This is a genomic window from Ensifer sp. Root127 (assembly GCF_001425225.1).
Lineage (GTDB): Bacteria > Pseudomonadota > Alphaproteobacteria > Rhizobiales > Rhizobiaceae > Ensifer > Ensifer canadensis.
In genome coordinates this window covers 72,662-93,103 of record NZ_LMDX01000023.1, presented here as the reverse complement: position 1 = coordinate 93,103, position 20,442 = coordinate 72,662, and the positions used below count along the sequence as shown (strand labels likewise).

Below are 20,442 nucleotides of genomic sequence, written 5' to 3'. Positions count from 1 at the left end.
CTCCGCCCCTGAGAATTCCCGACCTCTGCCTGTGAGGCAGTGCTTCGCAATCTAGTGAATGCGCGCATTGAGCGGGAGACAAAAGTTTATTATGGTGATAACCAATCGTTATCACCGGAGACCGGATGAAGCTGCATCAACTCGAGGCACTGGTTGCCAGCGCCGACACCGGCAGCATCCGCGCCGCAGCGCGCCTTCTGGGGATATCGCAACCCGCTGTAACGCGGGCCTTGAGGGAGATGGAAGCCGAACAGCAGCTACCGCTGCTCGTTCGCTCGCCAAGTGGCCTGAAGTTTACCGATCACGGCTATGCTTTACTGACCCACGCTCGTCTCGTTCTCAATCAGCTCAGGCAGGCGGAGAGCCAGATGAGCATTCGGCGTGGCCAAATTGAGGGACGGCTCTGCATTGCCGTAACGCCGTGGCTTTCCCTGACGCTGCTGCCGGAGGTCGTAACCGAGTTTAGAAGACGCATGCCGAATGTAAGGCTCGAATTCTTCGACAGTTTCGTAATGATCACGCAACCACTTCTTCGCGACGGCTACATGGATCTCGCCATAGGCCAGGCGTCGCCAGCGATGTCTGCTCAGGAATTTCTGATTGAACCGTTGGTTCGCTACGAGACGGGCATCATGGTTCGTCGAGGTCATGCGAAAGAGGGATGCAAGTCCATTCACGAACTGCTGGATCAGGACTGGCTGCTGAACTACGCCCCTGACGGTCGTGATGGCCTGATGCAGGAGGTTTTCTGGCGACACGGCGCGACATTGGATGAAAAGCGCGTTGTACTGGCACACTCGGTGTTGCTTTCTCAGACACTCGTTGAGCAGGCAGATATGTGCACCTGGGTTCCAAGCATCATGACGGCTGTACCCCCTTTCTACGACCGCACGGTATTGTTGGATCTCGAGGAGAGATTTTCACCGCGGGACCTCAGCATTATTTCGAGGCGAAATGGTCCCCAAGGATCTGCAGCCCTTTCCTTTATCGATTGCCTGTCCGGTGTCATCAAGAGACGCCTCCGATCGAGCAACCCGGTAGACCGGCGTGTCTTTGCAACTTTGACGCCTCTTTAATCTGCGAGCTGGGCTCTCCCGCCAACGAAGCTTTTGATCGTAAGCCCATGCAAGAGTCCAACCATCACTTTGGTATTGAAGTAAGGAACAATGGTGACCAGCCGGAAGCCGGACGAGTAGCCCAGCAACCGCTCCGCTTGACCGAGGACTCGCTGCAGAAGCGACCACCTCGTGCCCGCCGTCGCTGTAGCATACGGTGGCTGTCAAACACTTGGGAGAGCCGTCCATCTCATCACTCTACCTGTGAGGCAAAGTTAGTAGCCCAACGCCATCCCGTCCTTACGGGCGTCCGACCCTCCAATCAGAATGCCACGCTCCCAGTCAATCCGGATGGCCTGCGCTCCGCCGATGGCACGAAGGGACGGCTGAACCTTGAAGCCACGCCGTTCCAGTTCGGAGCCGATGCTCGTGCGGATGGCGTCCTCGGCTTCGACCGTCACTGTAGCGGGCAGCGGAAAGAGGCGCGGCAGGTCAATGGCGGTTTGAAGATCGAGACCGTAATCGTAGAGCCGGGATAACAGGTGAGCATGGCCCATAGCCTGGTAGTGGCCGCCCATCACACCGAACGGCATCACGACACGTCCGCCCTCGGCGACCATTCCCGGGATGATCGTATGCATCGGACGCTTGCGAGCCGCGATTTCGTTGGGGTGACCTGCCGCAAGCGAAAAGCTCTGACCGCGGTTGTGGAACAATACGCCTGAGCGTGGCGCCATCAGCCCACTGCCATAGGAACTGAATATCGAATTGATGAAGCTGACCGCGTTGCGGTCGCGATCCACCACGCAAACATAGACGGTATCCTTGTGCTCGACGGTGTCGAACGAGGGCAGCGGTTCGGTGACCCGATCGAGGGAGATGCTTTGGGCAAGGCGATCAGCAAGTGTGCTCGACAGCATGCGCTCGACGGCCCCATCCGACAAAGACGGATCGGCGACCATCGCGTCGCGCGCGGCGTAGGCGAGCCGTGTTGCCTCGAGGAGGAGATGCAGATCATCGGGGTCGAACGGGTCGTTGGATAGCGAGAAACGCGAGAGGATGTTGAGGATCAGCAGGGCGACGACGCCTTGGCCGTTCGGCGGGCATTCGTAGATGGTGCGGCCGCGATAGGTCGTGGAGATGGGTGTAACGTAGTCTCCTGCAGCGCTGGCGAAATCGTCCAGGGAGTGACAGCCGCCGAGGCCGCGCAGATAGTCCACCATGTCCTCGGCGATGGCGCCGCGATAGAAGGCGTCCCTGCCGCCGCGTGCGATCGCGTCGAGTGTATCCGCAAGCAAGGGCTGGCGCTGGACGCTGCCCATCGCCGGCGCCTCTCCCGCGACCAGGAAAGTGGCACGGGTGGTCGGGTGGGCAGCCAGGAGATCGCGCTGCATGCCCAGGTCGGCGGCGACACGGGGCGTCAGCGCATAGCCGTCGCGGGACATCGCGATTGCAGGCTGAAGCACCTCGGCCATCGACATCCGGCCGAAGTCGCTTAGGAGGCGGCACCAGGCATCGACCGCTCCAGGAACCGTGACCGCATGAGGAGAAGAGCGCTCGATTGCTGTCACATCGTCGGCACGCAGCGCATCGCGGCTCAGTGCTACTGGCGTCAGGCCCGAGCCGTTATACGCGCGAATGTCGGTGGATCCTTCCACCGCGATCATTGCGAAACAATCCCCACCAACACCAGTCGAACCTGCCTCGACTACTGACTGAACCGCGACGGCCGCCACCGCCGCATCGATGGCGTTCCCTCCCGCCTTCAGGATCTCGATGGCCGTCAGGGTTGAGGCCGGATGTGAGGTTGCCGCCATCCCGTGACGGGCGATGGCCAGCGACCGACCAGGATCTTCGAAGTTGCGCATGACGTCCCTAAAGTCTTCCCAGCTATCTGCTTCGTCAGTCCCCCGACGCCAGCGCAAGTGACTTTGGCCAGGGGTCGTGCATAGGGTGGTGGGGCACAGCGGGTACAGCCGTGCAAATCTCCGCGCAGTCAGTGACTATCCGACCCCTGCATCCACTGCGGGATATCGCGCTTGGCATGAAGCACACGCCACACGTCGATGCAGCCGGCCTGTCGATGAAGCCCAGCGCGACATCAATCGCAGCCTCGCGTGCGTAATAATCTACGGTCACTTCATGCGCGCCAATTCACGTGGAATAATCGGTTTGTTCTTCACTTGCCCTGCCGACCACGAACTCGATCGCGCAACCCGGTGAAATAAGCGGCGTCGGGCGGTTCAGTCTGCGCAGAGGAGGCTCCGTCAAGCAACAGCCTGCGTGACGTGAGCCGGTCCTGATCTCGACGGATCAATTCTCGGATATACTCACTGCTCGACCCATAGCCCCGCCCAGCGACTTGCTCATCTACGAAGCTCTTCAGATAGTCCGGCAGGGAAATGTTCATTGTACTCATAGGGACGAGCATAGCCGCATGGCAAAAATTGGCAACGACGTCCGCCGGCTGAAATGGCAGCATTCGCACCTGCGACCCTTCTGGTTAGAGGCAGACGAGCTACCGGGCTGCTATACGCCGACTTCAGAATTGAAAACGAACCCAGCTGCTCCAGTTTATAAAGTACGGGTAAACACGCTCAGGAGGAGCAGTTATGAGCAGAAACACCGTTATTGGCGTCATTGTCGCCGTAGTCGTAATCATCCTTGCCGTTGTCTTCCTACTCCCTGGCAAAACGACCACAACGGAAACAGCGACACCGCCGGCGACTACGACTGAGCCGACGACTCAGCCCTCGACGACCCAGCCTTCAACGACTGCGCCAGCTCAATAGGGTATACCGACGAGACTACCGTGAGCACGCGACCGACGCCGAGTATCGCGCGAGACGGCGGTCATTGAGTGGACGCGCCTTCGTAACTGGTGAGGCTATGCCTCGAAATTTGATGGTTCGCCCAGACACTTCGAGAGATTTCATCCTCGGTCGCCCATTCGGCATCGGAATCGTTGAGTAGGGTTAGAAACCCACTCTTGCCCTCGACTTCTTCTGGCGATCGATACCCCTGCTCGCACTCCTCGCAGTGTGCGTAGACATCTCCGGTTTCGCTCTCACGAAAGAGAAAAAGCCGGCCGTTCTGACAGCTCGGGCAGTTGCCTGCGTGAAATTGCATCATGGCGGGTCAGAATCCTCACTATGTTGCCAGCTTATGGCCAGTGATTAGGCCACGCGGTCACCTGCCGATTCATCCTAATGTTGGCCGATTGGGAGACCTTGGAAAGGCTCTACCGTGTCGGCGACCTTCACCCACTTATGTTTCGATTGCTCGAATACTGATATGGCAGGTGGCGCGAACGCCGGGTCGGCAAATGAACCTACAGCCACCCCGATCCAGAACGGCGAGACATCGGCCTTCCAATAGACGGTTGAGCCGCAAGTTGGGCAAAAATGCATTCGGACCTTGCGACCGCTCTCGGCAGTACGAATGAATTCTGCAGACGTTCCAGATATTTCGACACAGTTAATCGAGTAGAACGCATTAGCGCTGAACGGTGCACCAGTTCTTCGCTGGCAAGCGAAACAGTGACACAGCGCAGTCAATTGCGGCGGTTCGCGAAGCATCAGTTTAAGAGCGCCACAGGCGCATTGGGCATTGGCCATGGAAACTCCTCCCGCTTGCGCGGTGAGATTACGTTGCATTGGGGCTGAAGCGCAGGCCCGAACCGCAATTCCATTGCGGTAGGCGATGCGAAGGGGCTGAAACCTGATACAATTTCAGGAAGCACCCAAGGTAGATCGCGGAAATGCCGGAGTCTAGAAGAAACTCTTCGGACCGCCAAACGCGGTCATGCCTGATGTGAAGGGATCTGAACCCCAGTTCAGCATGCCGCGCTTACGACTGGACCATGGCGTGCTACGCCGTACTTCCCCTGTAATCATGCCGCCGCGAAGAACAGAGACATGATCGCAAGCGGCGCATACTGTTGCGCCGGCCGGGTACGATTATTTTCCTTCCGTGTTTTCCGATTGTCCTGTGGCCGCCTTCACCACCCCTTCCTGCAAATCCGCCTCATCGGCAAGAATGGCCGCGGCCTCGTCCAACAAAACGTCTTTTGCGTTCTTGCGGGCATTCTCAATGGCAATATCAGCAATCAGGCTACGCTCGTTTGCACGCAGGCCATCATCTTCGCCAGTATTTGCGCCATCGCCTGCTTGCGCCCGAGACTTCATTCGAATTTCTCGAGCCGTCAATTCCCTACGACGTTCGGCTTCATTGAGGGAGACAACCCCTTTGTTGCGCTGCGCTTCCACGTCCGCAATGTCTTCTAACAGGCGTTGGAAATCCGGATTACTCTCAACCCGAGCTTCATGGCGGCGTTGAAGTGTCGGCAACAACGCCGTTATGGTGCCGATGGGCTTATAGGTCGCAGGTTTGATCTGAGCCCACGGCAGGGCATTGTCATAACTGGTCTCGCCAAAGCGAGCCGGATCAGAAAAACTCGGCAAGCTGATGTCAGGCGTCACACCGTGCAACTGCGTCGTGCCGCCGTTGATCCGGAAAAACTGCGCAATCGTGACTTTCAGGTCACCGAATTCGGGTTTGCTGTTGCGAACCACCTCGTCAAGATTCACGACAGTTTGAACGGTACCCTTACCGAAACTGGGTTCGCCAACGATAACGCCCCGACCGTAATCTTGGATTGCCGCTGCGAAAATCTCCGAAGCCGATGCCGACCCGCGATTGATGAGGACACCCACAGGGCCGGTCCAGACAGGCGCTGGAAAATCAGCGCTTGATACCGCGACCTTACCGTCGCTATCGCGTTGCTGAACGACCGGGCCACTGCCGATGAATAGGCCGGTCAAATCAATCGCCTCCTTCAGTGAACCGCCGCCATTGTTGCGCATATCAATGAGAACGCTGTCGACTTTTTCCTGCTTCAGTTCATCGAGAAGCTTTCGGACATCGCGGCTCGCGCTTCTATAGTCCTTGTCTCCTTTGCGCCGGGCTTCAAAATCCTCGTAGAATGCCGGCAGAGTAATCACCCCGATTTTACGCGTGGCTTCACCCACTTTCACAGACAGCACGGCCTTCTGGGCAGCCTGCTTTTCGAGGCTGATTTTATCGCGCACCAGGCTGATGATCCGATGGGTGGCATCGGCTCCGGCATCCGCCGGCAGGATATCCAGGCGCACGACGGTGCCCTTTTTCCCTCGTATCATTTGCACAACCTCATCAAGGCGCGTGCCAACCACTTCTTTTATCGCCCCATTCTTGCCTTGACCCACGCCAGTAATGCGGTCTCCGACCGAGAGCTTACCCGACAACTGAGCCGGTCCGCCAGGCACGAGTTCACGGATCGTCGTGTAGTCGTCGCGTTCCTGCAGTGACGCACCGATACCAACGAGTGAAAGTTTCATTGCGATATTGAAATCGGCCGAAGCGGTCGCGCCGAAGTAGTCCGTGTGTGGGTCGGTCGACGTTGTGTAGGCGTTCATGAACGACTGGAAAACGTCATCGCTTTTATACTTGTAAGCTCGCTGCAAAGCGTTTGCATATCGCTTGTCGAGTGTTTCGCGAATGGCCGCGTCGGTCTTGCCGCCCAGTTTCAACCGCAACCAGTCGCTTTTGACGCGTTTGCGCCAAAGTTCATTGCTCTCGGCCTCCGACTGCGGCCACGGCGCTTTATCGCGCAGCACGGAAAAGTTCTCCTGCGCACCGAAATCGAAGTCCTGCTTAAGCAAGTTGCGCGCAAAGTTCATTCGGTCGACAACGCGCTTTGCATAAACGTTGAAGATTGCAAATGGGATGTCCAAGTTTTTCCGTTCGATGGCGTCGTCGATCTCGTTGCGGTCCGACATGAACCTGTCGATGTCCGCTTGCAGAAAGAGCGCATGGTCTGGATCAAGTGATTGGATGAACCGATCCATGATCCTGGCCGACAAGGCGTCGTCGAGTGGAACGGGCTTATAACTGAAGCGCGTGAGAAATTCTGCACTCAACTGAGCGGCTTGTGCCTGTTGCTTAAGCGGCTCCAAAACAGGCGGTGAGGCGACTTCAGCAAATGCGGACTGTACGACTGCCAGAAACGCACCAAGGAAAACGTATGATATGCGCATTCTGATCGATCCAATTCTTGATGCCGAGTGTCACTCCACGATCTAGGTGAAGCAATTATGGCTTTTTGGCAACCGGATGGATCATGCGCTCATCCAACGACCCCTTCGGCTGAAGGGTTCACGCAAGACTGCGAGCGCAAAGGAGCGTCGGCAAAACCCTGGTTCTGCGGCTGGCTCTAAAATGGGCCGCCGAGGTGCCGCTTTTGGCATCATGCAACCCTGGACTTCAGCATCGAGAGGGCGGGATGGAGATTAAGAAGGCAGCCCACGGGCCCATGTTTGAGTAAGGCGTTGGTGTTACTCATTAACGTCTAGTTATCGAAAGTGCAGATTTTTCGACTGCAGCGTGCTTCCAATGAGAATGCAAGTCTTGAAATACCCCACCTCCTGCACCATGATCATGTGTGTGCCAAGCGATTTCACGGCGCATGCATGGGCATATCTTTTGGCGCTACGGGCGGCGGATCCACAAGCAATGTTTAAGTGGAGGCTGTTCGACCTGATGCTATGCAGACCTGGCCAAACTAGACCCGTTTGATCTGAGCCGTTTTAAGAATTAGAGAGCAGCTTTGCAGTGTCGCGCTGCACACTTTCGACTGTGTCGCAATGGCGGCACCTACGCCTTCGCATTCAACTCTTCTTGTGCATCAAATCTGGTGAATGAACCTTGCAAGGTTCTCTGAGGGAGGGACGTGAAATGCCTCGCATAAGAACGACGTGCATCGCAGCAGCATTAACTGCAGTGAGTAGCCTTTGGGCCGGCACCGCTATCGTGCAGGCGCAGGAAACCAAGCCCAACATCCTGTTTATCATGGGCGACGACATCGGCTGGATGCAACCCAGTATCTATCATCAGGGCCTGATGGTCGGCGAAACGCCCAACATCGATCGCATCGGCAATGAGGGTGCGAAATTTATGACCTATTATGCCGAGCAAAGCTGCACGGCTGGTCGTACCGCCTTCATCACCGGCATGCAGCCGGTGCGCGTCGGCATGGTCCTGCCGGAAATTCCCGGAAGCCCGTCCTACCTGCGGGCAGGCACGCCTCACCTTGCCCGGTTCCTGAACGATCTCGGCTATTCGACAGGCGAGTTCGGCAAGAACCATCTCGGGGATACCACTGAGTCCCTGCCGACTGCCCATGGTTTTCAGGAGTTCTGGGGCTATCTCTATCACCTCGACGCAATGCAGGGCGTGAGCTTCCCCGACATCAACAAGACGCCGACAGAGCAGGGGATCGCACCTCCTTGCAGGAATACGCCAATCCCCGGGCTGACCGAGAATCCTGCGGCGGTCGATCCGAAGACAACAACGTGCCTGACACCACCGCGTCCCATGCTAGCGTGCGCATCCTCCGACGGAACCCCTGAGAATCAATCTTGCAAGGACGAAGGGCCGTTGACACTGGAGCGCTCCAAGACGATTGACGAAGAAATCTCCGGCAAGGTCATCGACTTCCTCGACAGGAACGACCCTGAGAAAACCAAGAAGCCCTTCTTCGTCTGGTACAATCCGGCACGCATGCACATCACCACCGTGCTGCCGGACAAGTACCTGAACATGGTTGGCGAGCCGGGCGGCAAGGACTGGGGCGTCAACGAAGCTGGTATGAAGCAAATGGACGACAACATCGGCTACGTGCTGAAGAAGCTCGAGGAGATGGGAGAACTCGACAACACCATCGTCGTCTTTACCACCGACAACGGTGCCGAGACGATTACCTTTCCCGACGGCGGCACCACTCCGTTCAAGGGCGGAAAGCTCAGCACCTGGGAAGGTGGCATGCGCGCTCCGCTGGTCGTGCGCTGGCCGGGCCATATCGAACCGGGAACGGTCAAGAACGAGATCTTCGCATCACTCGATTGGCTGCCGACATTGGTGAACATTGCTGGCGGCCCGAAAGGTGATGGGCTCAAGAAGGAGATCGAAGCGGGCAAGTATCCGAAAGTTGTCAAAACCACTCTCGACGGGATCGATCAGCGCGACTTCCTGGAAGGTAAGGCACCATCCGCACGCGACTCTTTCTTGTACTATTCCGGCAAAGAGCCGTCGGCGGTCCGCTTCAAAAACTGGAAGATGTATTTCGCGATGGTGTCCGATGACCCTGCGGGCTTCATTTCCGGCGTGCAGCCCTATTCCTGGACACAGGTCGTCAACATCAAGCGTGATCCGTTCGAAACTTCGGTCGGTCAGCAGATCAAGACACTCTTCGGCATGGGGGGCGCGATCGCCTCGCCTTCGACGGCCTATGTCTATGACTGGAACATCCTGCCCATCGGGCAGCAGCTGTGGCTGAAGCATCTCGAGACCTACATCAACTTTCCGCCGCTGCAGGACCCTGCAAGTTATAATCTTGAGCAGGTCATGCAGCAAGTTAAGGAAATGAAGACAGGTCACGACTGAAACGCTGTCGGATAGCGACATCACAACGGACGCTCTTCGGGGCGTCCGCATTCTTGTTTTATCCCGGATGGAGGGTTCGACATGCGTTCGGGTCACCTGACTGTAATTTATCTCTGGCTGTATGCGCTCTTCGCGGCCACTGCGGCCCAAGCTCAATCCGATCCCCTGCCCTCTTGGAACGACAACGTGGCCAAGCAGGCAATCGTCGAGTTCGTGCAGGCGACCACCGACAATACAAAGCCCACTTTCGTGCCGCCCGAAGAAAGGATCGCAACCTTCGATCAGGATGGTACGCTTTGGGTCGAACACCCGATGTACAGCCAGGTGATATACTGCCTGGAGCGGGTTCCGGCTCTGGTGAAGGAAAAACCGGAGTTGAAGGACATCGAGCCTTTCAAGACCGTGCTGACCGGCGACAGGGAAGCGATCGCCAAGCTCCCCATGGCGGATCTCGAAAAGATCCTTGCTGCCACGCTTACCGGCATGACGGTGGACCAGTTCGAGGCCGAGGTCAGCAAGTGGATCGCATCGGCAAAGGATCCGCGATGGAAGCGCCCCTTTACCGAACTCACCTACCAGCCCATGAAGGAGGTTCTTGGTTATCTGCGCGACAATGGCTTTAAGACCTACATCGTCACAGGCGGCGGCCAGGACTTCGTGCGTGTCTACTCCGAGAGCACATACGGGATCCCTCCTGAACAGGTGGTGGGTACAGCCGGAGGAACGACCTATGGATATGGAAAGGACGGAAAGCCCTTCCTGACCAAGGATCCCAAGCTTCTCCTCAATGACAACAATGCCGGAAAACCGGAGGGAATCCATCTGATGATTGGGAAACAACCGATCATCGCTTTCGGCAATTCAACGGGCGACAAGGAGATGCTCGAATATACCGAAGCGGGGGACGGCCCCCGGCTTTCCGTTCTCGTGCTGCATGACGACGCAAAACGAGAATATGCCTATGGCCCGGCAAATGGTTTGCCTGAGACCAAGGTCGGCACTTTCACGCAGGAACTTTACGACGAAGCCATCAAGGACGGCTGGATCGTCATCAGCATGAAAAACGACTGGAGACGAGTGTTCGCGGACTGACCGAACAGCTTCGCCAGCTCATACGCATTTCAATTTGCCCTGAAACGCAGGAGGTCGTTATGAAACCCAGAACTGCTGTCTTTCTTTCCGTATTCCTTGCCACGAGCCAATTTCTCATCCCCGGCTCGGTTTTGGCGCAGGACGCCAATACACCACCGCACGTTCCGCTTGCCAAAACGATCGGCCAGGTAAAAGCGACAGGGCCTGTTCCGTCGCTTTTCGTCCTCAACTCTGCGGGCGCGAAATTGGAGGGAACCACACTCACAATGACGGGCGTTTCGATGAATTCAATCGTCTTCGCCGATCGGCCAGTTCGTGCGGCCGGTCACCTCTCGACCGAGCAGTTCGTCATGCAATGGGACGAAGGTAAGGGCAGTTTTTCCACAGATCCGCCCAATGCCACGATTTCGGTCCTTGGCGGGAACGGGTCGAAGGTCGAAGATGCTGTAGTGACGATTATGAAGCCAAAGCTCTCGGGTGGGAACCTGACGTTCGAAGTGGCGGTCCTTGAAGGAAGTCTTTCGGGCGGAACCGGCCCTGCAGCACTGTTCATCGACCGCGGCGGCTTTGGCGGCGGTGGCTTTGGCGGTGGTGGTGGCTTTGGCGGTGGTGGCCGTGACTTTGGTGGTGGCGGCTTTGGCGGCGGGGGCTTCCACGGAGGTTTCGCCGGCGGCGATCGAATGGGGGCCGACGTTCATGTGAACGATGTCCACGCCAACTATTGGCACGCTCCAGATTATCATGGCGCTTGGTATGCCGGCGCCGGGCTTGCAACGGGGGCCGCCATTGGCGCAGCCGCCACCGCGCCCTACCGCTACGGCTACGGCTATGCCAACCCTTACTACAACAACTACAACCAGTGTGGATATTACCCCTATCCGCCCTGCTAAAAGTTGTTCACTGAAAGTGGTTCGAAATCTGTCAAGACAAGGCGGAGTGACGTGCAAGAGCCCGTCGCTCCGATCAAGCGACCCGATCTCTTCAATCTGCGCGGAGCCTGCCAACAGGAGCTGCTCGCGACCGACGACGTTACCGCTTTCTTTCGTGGACGGGGCGCCGAGTTGAAGGAGGGTTTGCTCGATCGTCAAGGCGCTGCACGAGCGCAATGTTCGGGTGCGCGTGCTGAGCAACTCGCTCGGTTCGAACAACTAGCTCGCCGCGCATTCGGTCTATGCCAAAACCCGCAGGCGCCGCTCGAGAACGGCTTGGAGCTTAACGACCTGCTCGTAGTCCTGATGGCGGCGCCTAACGCGCGCTTCAATCTGTCGAAGGGAGAAGGCCGTGAGCAGACTACTTAGACTTTGGGCATTTGGTGCAATTGTTGCCGGGTCACTCGCAGGCGCGTCGATTGCACAGGATCAACAACATTTTAGTTCGAAGGGAAAGATGCCGTCTCAATTCACGATCGAGGCGCAACAACGCCAACGGCAGCTTCTACCTTTTGCCGACAAACGAGACTTCGCGGAAGCTGAACGCGGTTTCATTGCTGCTCCATCGTTTCGCAAGATCATCAACGACAAGGGCGACGTAGCCTGGAACATGGACAACTGGGAGTTCCTGTTGAAGGGAAAGGACTTCGACAGCATTCACCCGTCGCTGCAGCGTCAAGCTTTGCTCAACATGGAATACGGCCTGTTCGAGGTCATTCCGGGCATCTATCAGGTGCGCGGCTTCGATCTCGCCAACATATCGTTCATAAAGGGCGATACTGGTTGGATCATAATCGATCCCCTGACGGTCAAGGAAACGGCGCGTGCCGCCCTGAAATTCGTCAATGAAAAACTTGGCGAAAGACCCGTCGTCGCCGTGATCATTTCGCATTCCCACGGCGACCACTTCGGCGGTATTCGTGGCGTCGTCGAGGATGCCGCGCTCGCAGCCGGCAAGGTCCAGATCATTGCTCCGAAAGGATTTATGAACGAGGCAATCGCCGAAAACCTCTACGCGGGAAACGTCATGACCCGCCGCAAGACGTACACCTATGGCGACCTCATCCCGCCGAGCCCCTTTGGCCATGTCGACGCCTCAATCGGCAAGGCTGTCGCCAGCGGAGACGTCGGTATTCTGCCCCCGACCATCACCATCGACAAACCCATTCAGGAACTCACCATCGACGGGGTTAGGATGGTTTTCCAAAACACGCCGGGGACCGAAGCGCCGGCGGAGATGAATACCTGGTTTCCGGACCTCAAGGCCTTCTGGGCTGCCGAGAACATCGTCGGCAGCCTTCACAACATCCTGACATTGCGAGGCGCCCCCGTGCGGGACGCGTTGGCTTGGTCGCAATACATCAACGTCGCGCTCTACGAGTTCGGCAGCAAGGCCGATGTAATGTTTGCATCCCATAGCTGGCCACGTTGGGGGAGAGAACGGATCACCGAAGTGATGCGCGGTGAGCGCGACATGTATGCCAACCTGAACAATCAGGTCCTGCATCTGGCGAACACGGGCGTAACCATAAACCAGATTCACAATGTCTACGAACCGCCGAAGAGCCTGCAGGAGCAGTGGTACGCCCGCGGCTATCACGGCTCCTACCAGCATAATAGCCGAGCCGTCATCCAGCGCTATCTCGGCTTCTGGGACCTGAACCCGGCGACGCTGGTTCCGTTGTCGCCAGAGGATTCCGCACCACTCTACATCGAGATGATGGGCGGCGCTTCCAAGGTGATGGCCAAGGGTCATGATCTAAACGCTAAGGGCGAATATCGGCTTGCGACCGAAATCCTCAACAAGCTCGTCTATGCTGAGCCGAACAATCAGGACGCAAAGGATCTGCTCGCCGACACCTACGAGCAAATGGGCTATCAATTCGAGAGTCCCAGTCTCCGGCATAGCTTCTTGGCTGGCGCGAAAGAACTGCGAGACGGCGTCATTGCCGTGAAGGCGGCCAAGGCAGGTAGTCCCGACTTCGTGCGCGGCACCGGTACGGAGCAATTCCTCAACTACCTCGGTATCCAGATGGACAGCCGCAAGGCCGAGGGAATGAACTTCAAGATCAATCTGTTGACGCCAGACAATGGCGAGACGTTCGTTGTCGAGATGAACAATGCCACTTTGACAACCATTGCCGGCTATCAGGCCGACGATGCCGATCTGACGATCACCATCGATCGCGGTGAACTCGAGGATGTAATGATCGGCACGGCGAAGCTGTCGGATAAGGTCTCTGCCGGGAAGGCAAAGATGGACGGCAATCCGCAGGTTCTTAGCCAGCTCGCGTCGACCATGGTCGAATTTGACAATTGGTTCGAGGTCCTGCCGGGGACAAAGAAGCAGACCGCGGTGCTGCCAAAGCCAGAGCTTCTGCAGGACGATGCGACCTACTACCAAGGGCCTTAAGGGCGGCAACTAATGGCCACAACAATAGAGCCGCGGGCAAACTCAAATCATGTCCCCCTTGGAACCGTCCCGAGATCCAGCGACCTCGATTTTGGGATCGGCGCCCCTCCTCCAATGGCTTCGGCATTAACCTGATGTCCGGTTTAGATGACGAGAATCCTCTGCCTTGAAGAATGAGATCGGTGCCGATGGGCAGAGGACACCAGTGGCGAGCGGCTTCTGGCCGACGGCTTCACGATGACACGGATGTGCTCCAGAAATTACCGATCTACAGGCCAACTAGGTCATGCGTCCAAGAGCAGACCGATCTGACAATCGGCGGTGATGATAAGCGAACCTCCTAAGTGTTCTCGTGGTGGAGGCGACCGAGCAGCTCACTTTTGGCGAATCCTCAGATCCCTCCGGTCCCATCCAGTGGCACAACCTCGATATCGTGGCGCCTACCGCCAAAAAAGAGTCTCCCGCGCCGTTGATCTCGCAAAGGGCGGAAGGCTCTCTCCTCGAGATGCCCCGACAGCTTCCCACCGGCTTGGGAGCTGGCTTCTCTTCGGGCCAGAAGCAGACGAAGGTCTGGCAGGAGTGCCGCCAATTGCGGTTGCAGATGATGTCACGACGATAATCCGAACCAAGTTTGGGATCGAACAGAACTCACTGCGTTGACACGGCCCAAGGAGCCACGCACTTTGCTATCAATTCCGCTAGCGCGTTGTAGCTGGCCTGTCGTGGAGATGAGTTGCGCCAAACCATATGAATGTCGCGTGAGGGTGCCCTAGACGATAGCGGTCGCGCTGTCACCAGCGTCTCCCGCATGACATCGGACCTAACATAAAGCGCCGGTAGCAGGGTCAACCCCATTCCGCATGCAACCATCAAGCGCAGCGTGTCCAGCGTGTTCCCAGCATAGTCTTTCGCATGTATCGCGCCCACATCGCTACAAAGCGCCGCGATCTGGTCGTGGATTCTATGGCCGTGCTCCATCGAAAGGATAGTTTCTCCCGCAAGCTGTCCCGGCTCGATCGTTTCCTGCTGCGCAAGGGGATGATCGGATGGAAGCACGAGGTGAAGGGGTTCTCGAATCAGTCGAACGGAACAAAACTCGGAATCATCGACGCCGCATGGAAGAAGCAGCACGTCATGTGCACCGTCAGATAGTTTTTTCGGCAGGTTCTCAAGGCGGTCCTCCCGCACCACAATCCGCAGGCCTGGGTAATCCTGTTTGATTGACGGCATGGCAACAGACAGAATGTAGGCTCCAACAGTTTGAACAACGCCCATCTGTAATGTGCCCTGGAGGCCGTAAGTCTGGTCGTGTCTGGCGACTTCACGGATATCCCCGAGTTTGGCCAGCACCTCTCTGGCCCGGCACACCACCTCCTCGCCTGTTGGCGTAAGGCCGACGCGTGAGCGTGTACGCTCGACCAGATGTGCATCGAGTCGAAGTTCAAGCTCTCGAAGCTGCATGCTCAAGGTGGGTTGAGTGACATGGCATATCTCGGCAGCCCGACTAAAGTTGAGAGTGTCGGCAATGGCAACCAGATAACGAAGCTGTTGGATACTGGGCATACCCTCTCTTATAGATTTGCTCTATAAGAGGCAACACAGCTATCGATTTCCTTCGATCGATAGAACGTGATCAGGTGAAGGACATCCGTCCTTCAAACTGAGAATTGCTTAATCCATGATTAATTCAGCGCTCGCGGCCAAGCGCCCCGCGTCACCCCTCCGTGCCTTTCTCGACAACCACGCCTCCGGCGGCATCATCCTAATGCTCGCCGCTGCAGCTGCGCTGGTCGTCGCCAATTCGCCGTTCGGCTCGTCCTATGAACAGGCACTGCACCTCTACGTGGGCGGTTTGTCTGTCCTGCACTGGATCAACGACGGACTGATGGCGTTTTTCTTTCTGATGGTCGGTCTTGAGATCAAACGGGAGGTACTTGACGGACAACTATCGACATGGTCGCGCCGCGTCCTCCCCGGAAGTGCTGCAGTCGGCGGCATGGTCGGTCCGGCATTGATTTATCTTGCCTTCAACCTAGGTGAGGGCGGACATCCGAACGGATGGGCAATCCCTGCTGCGACGGATATCGCGTTCGCCCTTGGGGTGCTGTCGCTTCTTGGTCCGCGGGTGCCAATATCTCTCCGGGTCTTTCTCACAGCACTCGCCATTATCGATGATCTTGGAGCCGTTGTGATCATCGCCTTGTTCTATACAAGCTCGTTGAGCGGCCTAGCGCTGGCTGGCGCAGCGGCGGTCACCGTCGCACTCGTGGCATTGAACAGGACAAACGTGAAGCACCTGTTTCCCTATATCGCTCTGGGTGCGGTCCTCTGGTTCCTTGTTCTGCAATCCGGTGTTCACGCAACGCTGGCTGGTGTAATCCTTGCCTTGACTATCCCATTGCGTTCAAATTCTGCAAAGCCCGACGACATGTCGTCACCGCTTCACAAAGCCGAGCATGGGTTGGCTCCGTGGGTCACCTTCCTGATCGTTCCTCTCTTCGGTTTCGCAAACGCCGGGGTGTCCTTCGACGGAATGACGGTTTCATCACTCGCCGAACCCGTTCCGCTTGGCATCGCGCTTGGCTTGTTTGCGGGAAAACAGCTCGGCGTTTTTCTGGCGTCAGCTGCTGTCATCCGTCTGGGCTGGGCGCGACTGCCTAGCGGCGCGAGCTGGAAACAGGTCTATGGGGTAGCGATGCTCTGCGGGATCGGATTCACGATGTCTCTGTTCGTTGGACTGCTCGCATTCCCTGATGCGATTGCGCTTCAAAACGAGTTGAAACTTGGTGTGTTGCTCGGTTCGGTCTCGTCGGCCATTTTTGGTGCTGTGTTGCTGCGGGCCCCAGGAACAAAAGACGCCCAGCGCTCCAACAAAAGGACGTCTCGGGACCAAGGAACCGAAGTTCATGGAGCTTCCCAATAACCGCCACGTGGCTGGCAGCTCCTGCGAAACAAGAGGTTTTGAAGCCTTGCTTGGCGCAGTGTCGTGTCCTCGCTCATGCGACAGGCGACACGCCATCGCGTCGGCCAATCGCAAGTTAAGTCAAAATGGTATCAACAGATTAGCTTGGCGCCTTGAGCCGCTGATTTTTGGGGTTGGAGCGGGCCAGAAGCACGCGCCTTTCCTGAACAGGATGGCCGCCGTTTCTGCCAGGACGGGTTGTTCGAACAGCCGCTCACACCGAGTCTGGCCCGGAGAACAGCAATGAAACTGCAGGATGAGCTCATCGCCAACGCCGAAATGCTGATCCGCCGGCCAGTCGCCGAGGCGTTCGAGGCCTTCGTCGATCCTTCGATAACCTCGCGCTTCTGGCTTTCGGAAGGAAGCGGCCGGCTAGAGCGGGGCAGGCGCATCACATGGACTTGGAGGTGGTACAATTTCTCTGTCGACGCTGACGTCAAGGCGGTCGAGCCCAACCAGCGCATCCTAGTCGAGTGGTCTGGTTACGGCTATCCGACGCCTATCGAATGGAACTTCACCGAGGGGCCCGACAGCACCATTTTCGCCAAGGTTACCAATAAAGGATTCCGGGGCGCCGCCAAGGAGGTCGCGCAGATGGCGGTGGACGCTACCGAGGGTTTCTCTTTTGTGCTCGCCGGCGCCAAAGCATGGCTCGAACACGGCATCCAGCTGAACCTCGTGCCGGATCGGTTCCCGGACGGGTTGCCGTCAGACTAAGCACCGGCCTGCACGCGGTGGACGCTCACCGCCCAGATCCGAGGCGTTTGGCGATTTCCGCAGTCCTGCAATTTCGCAAGATGCGAATGGTCTCGATATCCAGTTTCGCTATAACGCCCTGCCCCTCGCAGTGGCAGCCGTGGCAGACCTCTTGAATTGCATCGAACGAGGAATATCCGCGTTTTTGCGATAGCACGGAACCAGACGTCGGCGGCGCCGTTAAGGTTGCGTCTTGCAACGGAGGAAGGGAAACAATGGAAAAAGAAGCTGAAGCGCACAAATCGAAAGAAAACGATCGCCGGGATAGTTCCAAACCTGGCACGATCGTCGCCGGCCCGGAAGCCCACGCGCGGGAAGCGGCTGGAAAGATGCCGTCAGGCCGGAGTGCCAAATCCGAGAAGCCTGCGAAGAAACCGGCAAGCCGTTCCTAGCGTTCGAGCATGAATGCGGATGTCCAGGGACGGCGGATCCGAGGGCCTCCCCCGTTTGACGGGGGAAGGCGTTGACTGGGTGATCCCAGGGATCATGGAGCCAGATCGAAACGATCCGCATTCATGACCTTGGTCCAGGCCGCAACGAAGTCCTTGACGAACTTCTCCCTGTTGTCATCCTGGGCATAGACCTCCGCATAGGCGCGAAGTACGGAGTTCGACCCGAAGACAAGGTCGACGCGGGTCGCCGTGTATTTGGTCGCGCCGGTCTTGCGGTCGCGGATTTCGTACAGGTTGTTGCCGGTCGGAACCCAGGAATAGCCCATGTCTGTCAGCGTGGCGAAGAAGTCTGTCGTCAACGCGCCGACGTGGCTCGTGAAGACGCCGTGCGCTGTGCCTGCATGGTTCGTGCCGATGACGCGCAGACCACCGACGAGCGCTGTCATCTCGGGCGCGGTCAGGCCCATGAGCTGGGCGCGATCGAGCAGCAACTCTTCCGGGCTCACCACATAGTCCTTCTTCTGCCAGTTGCGGAAGCCATCGGCGAGCGGCTCGAGAGGAGCGAAGCCGTCGGCGTCCGTCTGCTCGGCGGTCGCATCGCCACGCCCTGCGGCGAAGGGCACTTCGATGTCGAAGCCTGCGGCCCTTGCCGCCTGCTCGACGCCGTAGTTGCCGGCGAGCACGATCACGTCGGCAAGGCTGGCACCCGATGCCGCGGCAATCGGTTCGAGAACGGAAAGAACACGGGACAGACGTGCGGGCTCATTGCCCTCCCAGTCCTTCTGCGGGGCAAGGCGGATGCGGGCACCGTTTGCGCCGCCACGGAAATCCGAACCGCGGAAGGTGCGGGCGCTGTCCCAGGCCGTGGCAACCAGATCCGCGATGGAAAGACCTGATGCCGCGATCTTCGCCTTGACGCCCCCGATATCGTAGTCCTTGCGGCCGACCGGGATCGGATCCTGCCAGACGAGGTCTTCGGCCGGCACATCAGGGCCGAGATAGCGGGACTTCGGACCCATGTCGCGGTGCGTCAGCTTGAACCAGGCGCGGGCGAAGGCATCCGAAAAGGCCGTGAAGTCGTTCCTGAAGCGAAGCGAGATTCCGCGGTAGATCGGGTCCACCTTCAGCGCCATATCCGCATCGGTCATCATCGGAATGGTGCGGATCGAGGGATCCTCGACGTCGACTGGCTTGTCTTCCTCTGCGATGGTGATGGGCGCCCATTGAGAGGCGCCCGCAGGGCTGTGCGTCAGCGTCCATTCATGGTTGAACAGCATCTCGAAGAAGCCGTTGTCCCACTTCGTCGGCTGGGCGGTCCAGGCGCCCTCGATGCCCGAGACGACCGTGTTGCGGCCGATGCCGCGACCCTTGGTGTTCATCCATCCGAGGCCCTGGAATTCAGGGCCTGCGGCTTCCGGATCGGGGCTGAGGTCACCAGGGTTCCCGTTGCCGTGGGACTTGCCGATGGTGTGACCGCCGGCGGTGAGTGCCACGGTTTCCTCATCGTCCATGCCCATGCGCGCGAAGGTCTCGCGCATCTGTGCGGCGGTCGCCAGCGGATCGGATTTGCCGTTCACGCCTTCCGGGTTGACGTAGATGAGGCCCATCTGCACGGCAGCAAGCGGGTTTTCCAGCGTCTCTGGCTTGGAGACGTCGCCGTAGCGGCCGTCGCTCGGGGCGAGCCACTGCTTCTCGTCACCCCAGTAGACGTCCTTTTCCGGCGCCCAGATGTCCTCGCGACCGAAGGCGAAGCCGAAGGTCTTCAGGCCGGCAACGTCGTAGGCGATGGTGCCGGCAAGCGCGATCAGGTCGGCCCAGGAAATCTTGTTGCCGTATTTCTTCTTGATCGGCCAAAGCAGGCGGCGACCCTTGTCGGTGTTGACATTGTCCGGCCAGGAATTGAGCGGGGCGAAGCGCTGGTTGCCGGTGTTGGCACCGCCGCGGCCGTCGGCGGCGCGGTAGGAGCCGGCCGCGTGCCACGTGACGCGCGCCATCATGCCGACATAGCTACCCCAGTCAGCCGGCCACCATTCCTGGCTGTCCGTCATCAGGGCGCGCAGGTCCGCCTTCAGCGCTTCCACGTCCAGCTTCTTGAGCTCTTCGCGATAGTTAAACCCCTTGCCCAGCGGATTGGTCTTGCTGTCGTGCTGGTGCAGGATGTCGAGGTTGAGTGCGTTGGGCCACCATTCCATGACGGAGTTGCCGAGAGCCGTGGCGCCGCCGTGCATGACCGGACACTTGCCGGCCGTGGTTGTCTTCGTATCCATTTGGTCCTCCAACGGGTTTTCTTCAATCTACGGACACTGGAAGGGCTTCGCGGGCATACCTCTTGGGTCAGCGCCACCGGCAAGTGCCTTCCGAG

The 20,442-nt window shown here is 58.1% G+C and carries 14 protein-coding genes and 1 pseudogene; 8 read left to right on the top strand and 7 right to left on the bottom strand.

Going from position 1 to position 20,442, the window contains the following annotated elements; translation table 11 throughout:
* The first annotated feature begins 125 nt into the window (after positions 1 to 125).
* Positions 126 to 1,076 (top strand): LysR substrate-binding domain-containing protein, encoded by a 951-nt coding sequence (locus ASD03_RS22675; protein ID WP_057216525.1) that lies wholly within the window; start codon positions 126 to 128, stop codon positions 1,074 to 1,076.
* A gap of 254 nt (positions 1,077 to 1,330) precedes the next feature.
* Here ASD03_RS22675 and ggt read toward each other — a convergent pair whose 3' ends face one another.
* The 5 genes and pseudogenes from ggt to ASD03_RS22655 all read right to left on the bottom strand — a co-directional run bounded on the left by ggt (position 1,331) and on the right by ASD03_RS22655 (position 7,132).
* Entirely contained in the window at positions 1,331 to 2,923 is a 1,593-nt protein-coding gene (gene ggt, locus ASD03_RS22670) for a gamma-glutamyltransferase (protein WP_057216522.1), read from the bottom strand.
* Positions 2,924 to 3,051: 128 nt separating this feature from the next.
* Positions 3,052 to 3,238, bottom strand: a pseudogene (locus tag ASD03_RS40740) (hypothetical protein).
* Positions 3,235 to 3,474 (bottom strand): type II toxin-antitoxin system ParD family antitoxin, encoded by a 240-nt coding sequence (locus ASD03_RS22665; RefSeq protein ID WP_057217184.1) that lies wholly within the window; start codon positions 3,472 to 3,474, stop codon positions 3,235 to 3,237. The pseudogene ASD03_RS40740 and the gene ASD03_RS22665 overlap by 4 nt, the downstream one beginning before the upstream one ends.
* 787 nt (positions 3,475 to 4,261) lie before the next feature.
* Positions 4,262 to 4,672 (bottom strand): GFA family protein, encoded by a 411-nt coding sequence (locus ASD03_RS38085; protein WP_082523528.1) that lies wholly within the window; start codon positions 4,670 to 4,672, stop codon positions 4,262 to 4,264.
* A gap of 342 nt (positions 4,673 to 5,014) precedes the next feature.
* Complete coding sequence (locus ASD03_RS22655; protein ID WP_057216516.1) at positions 5,015 to 7,132, bottom strand: carboxy terminal-processing peptidase; 2,118 nt, start codon at positions 7,130 to 7,132, stop codon at positions 5,015 to 5,017.
* 697 nt (positions 7,133 to 7,829) lie between these two features.
* Here ASD03_RS22655 and ASD03_RS22650 point away from each other — a divergent pair.
* The 5 genes from ASD03_RS22650 (at position 7,830) to ASD03_RS22630 (ending at position 13,970) form a co-directional block, all read left to right on the top strand.
* Complete coding sequence (locus ASD03_RS22650) at positions 7,830 to 9,536, top strand: arylsulfatase (protein WP_057216513.1); 1,707 nt, start codon at positions 7,830 to 7,832, stop codon at positions 9,534 to 9,536.
* Between the two features lie 81 nt (positions 9,537 to 9,617).
* On the top strand, positions 9,618 to 10,628 hold the full coding sequence (locus ASD03_RS22645) for an HAD family hydrolase (protein ID WP_057216510.1): 1,011 nt from the start codon (positions 9,618 to 9,620) through the stop codon (positions 10,626 to 10,628).
* Between the two features lie 59 nt (positions 10,629 to 10,687).
* Positions 10,688 to 11,518 (top strand): hypothetical protein, encoded by an 831-nt coding sequence (locus ASD03_RS22640; RefSeq protein ID WP_082557379.1) that lies wholly within the window; start codon positions 10,688 to 10,690, stop codon positions 11,516 to 11,518.
* A 51-nt stretch (positions 11,519 to 11,569) separates the two neighbouring features.
* Positions 11,570 to 11,926, top strand: coding sequence for a hypothetical protein (locus tag ASD03_RS22635; RefSeq protein ID WP_057216507.1), 357 nt, complete (start codon positions 11,570 to 11,572; stop codon positions 11,924 to 11,926).
* Between the two features lie 88 nt (positions 11,927 to 12,014).
* Positions 12,015 to 13,970, top strand: coding sequence for an alkyl sulfatase dimerization domain-containing protein (locus ASD03_RS22630; RefSeq protein WP_057216503.1), 1,956 nt, complete (start codon positions 12,015 to 12,017; stop codon positions 13,968 to 13,970).
* 648 nt (positions 13,971 to 14,618) lie between these two features.
* Here ASD03_RS22630 and ASD03_RS22620 read toward each other — a convergent pair.
* The gene (locus ASD03_RS22620; RefSeq protein ID WP_057216499.1) at positions 14,619 to 15,533 is read right to left on the bottom strand and encodes a hydrogen peroxide-inducible genes activator; all 915 of its coding nucleotides are present in this window, start codon (positions 15,531 to 15,533) and stop codon (positions 14,619 to 14,621) included.
* 115 nt (positions 15,534 to 15,648) lie between these two features.
* Here ASD03_RS22620 and nhaA point away from each other — a divergent pair, with 115 nt between their 5' ends.
* Both nhaA and ASD03_RS22610 read left to right on the top strand, forming a co-directional pair.
* The gene (nhaA, locus tag ASD03_RS22615; protein WP_057216497.1) at positions 15,649 to 16,893 is read left to right on the top strand and encodes a Na+/H+ antiporter NhaA; all 1,245 of its coding nucleotides are present in this window, start codon (positions 15,649 to 15,651) and stop codon (positions 16,891 to 16,893) included.
* A gap of 282 nt (positions 16,894 to 17,175) precedes the next feature.
* Positions 17,176 to 17,649: an SRPBCC family protein gene (locus tag ASD03_RS22610; RefSeq protein WP_057216494.1), complete on the top strand. Its 474-nt coding sequence runs from the start codon at positions 17,176 to 17,178 to the stop codon at positions 17,647 to 17,649.
* A gap of 523 nt (positions 17,650 to 18,172) precedes the next feature.
* Here the strand turns inward: ASD03_RS22610 and katG are convergent.
* Positions 18,173 to 20,347, bottom strand: a complete 2,175-nt coding sequence (gene katG, locus ASD03_RS22605) for a catalase/peroxidase HPI (RefSeq protein WP_057216491.1) — start codon at positions 20,345 to 20,347, stop codon at positions 18,173 to 18,175.
* Between the last annotated feature and the right edge of the window lie 95 nt (positions 20,348 to 20,442).

Coding starts and splice junctions, on each gene's coding strand:
- ASD03_RS22645 (WP_057216510.1), top strand. CDS start 9,618: ATGCGTTCGGGTCACCTGACTGTAATTTATCTCTGGCTGTATGCGCTC.
- ASD03_RS22630 (WP_057216503.1), top strand. CDS start 12,015: ATGCCGTCTCAATTCACGATCGAGGCGCAACAACGCCAACGGCAGCTT.
- ASD03_RS22655 (WP_057216516.1), bottom strand. CDS start 7,132: ATGCGCATATCATACGTTTTCCTTGGTGCGTTTCTGGCAGTCGTACAG.
- katG (WP_057216491.1), bottom strand. CDS start 20,347: ATGGATACGAAGACAACCACGGCCGGCAAGTGTCCGGTCATGCACGGC.
- ASD03_RS22675 (WP_057216525.1), top strand. CDS start 126: ATGAAGCTGCATCAACTCGAGGCACTGGTTGCCAGCGCCGACACCGGC.
- ggt (WP_057216522.1), bottom strand. CDS start 2,923: ATGCGCAACTTCGAAGATCCTGGTCGGTCGCTGGCCATCGCCCGTCAC.
- nhaA (WP_057216497.1), top strand. CDS start 15,649: ATGATTAATTCAGCGCTCGCGGCCAAGCGCCCCGCGTCACCCCTCCGT.
- ASD03_RS22665 (WP_057217184.1), bottom strand. CDS start 3,474: ATGAGTACAATGAACATTTCCCTGCCGGACTATCTGAAGAGCTTCGTA.
- ASD03_RS22620 (WP_057216499.1), bottom strand. CDS start 15,533: ATGCCCAGTATCCAACAGCTTCGTTATCTGGTTGCCATTGCCGACACT.
- ASD03_RS22650 (WP_057216513.1), top strand. CDS start 7,830: ATGCCTCGCATAAGAACGACGTGCATCGCAGCAGCATTAACTGCAGTG.
- ASD03_RS22610 (WP_057216494.1), top strand. CDS start 17,176: ATGAAACTGCAGGATGAGCTCATCGCCAACGCCGAAATGCTGATCCGC.
- ASD03_RS22640 (WP_082557379.1), top strand. CDS start 10,688: ATGAAACCCAGAACTGCTGTCTTTCTTTCCGTATTCCTTGCCACGAGC.
- ASD03_RS38085 (WP_082523528.1), bottom strand. CDS start 4,672: ATGGCCAATGCCCAATGCGCCTGTGGCGCTCTTAAACTGATGCTTCGC.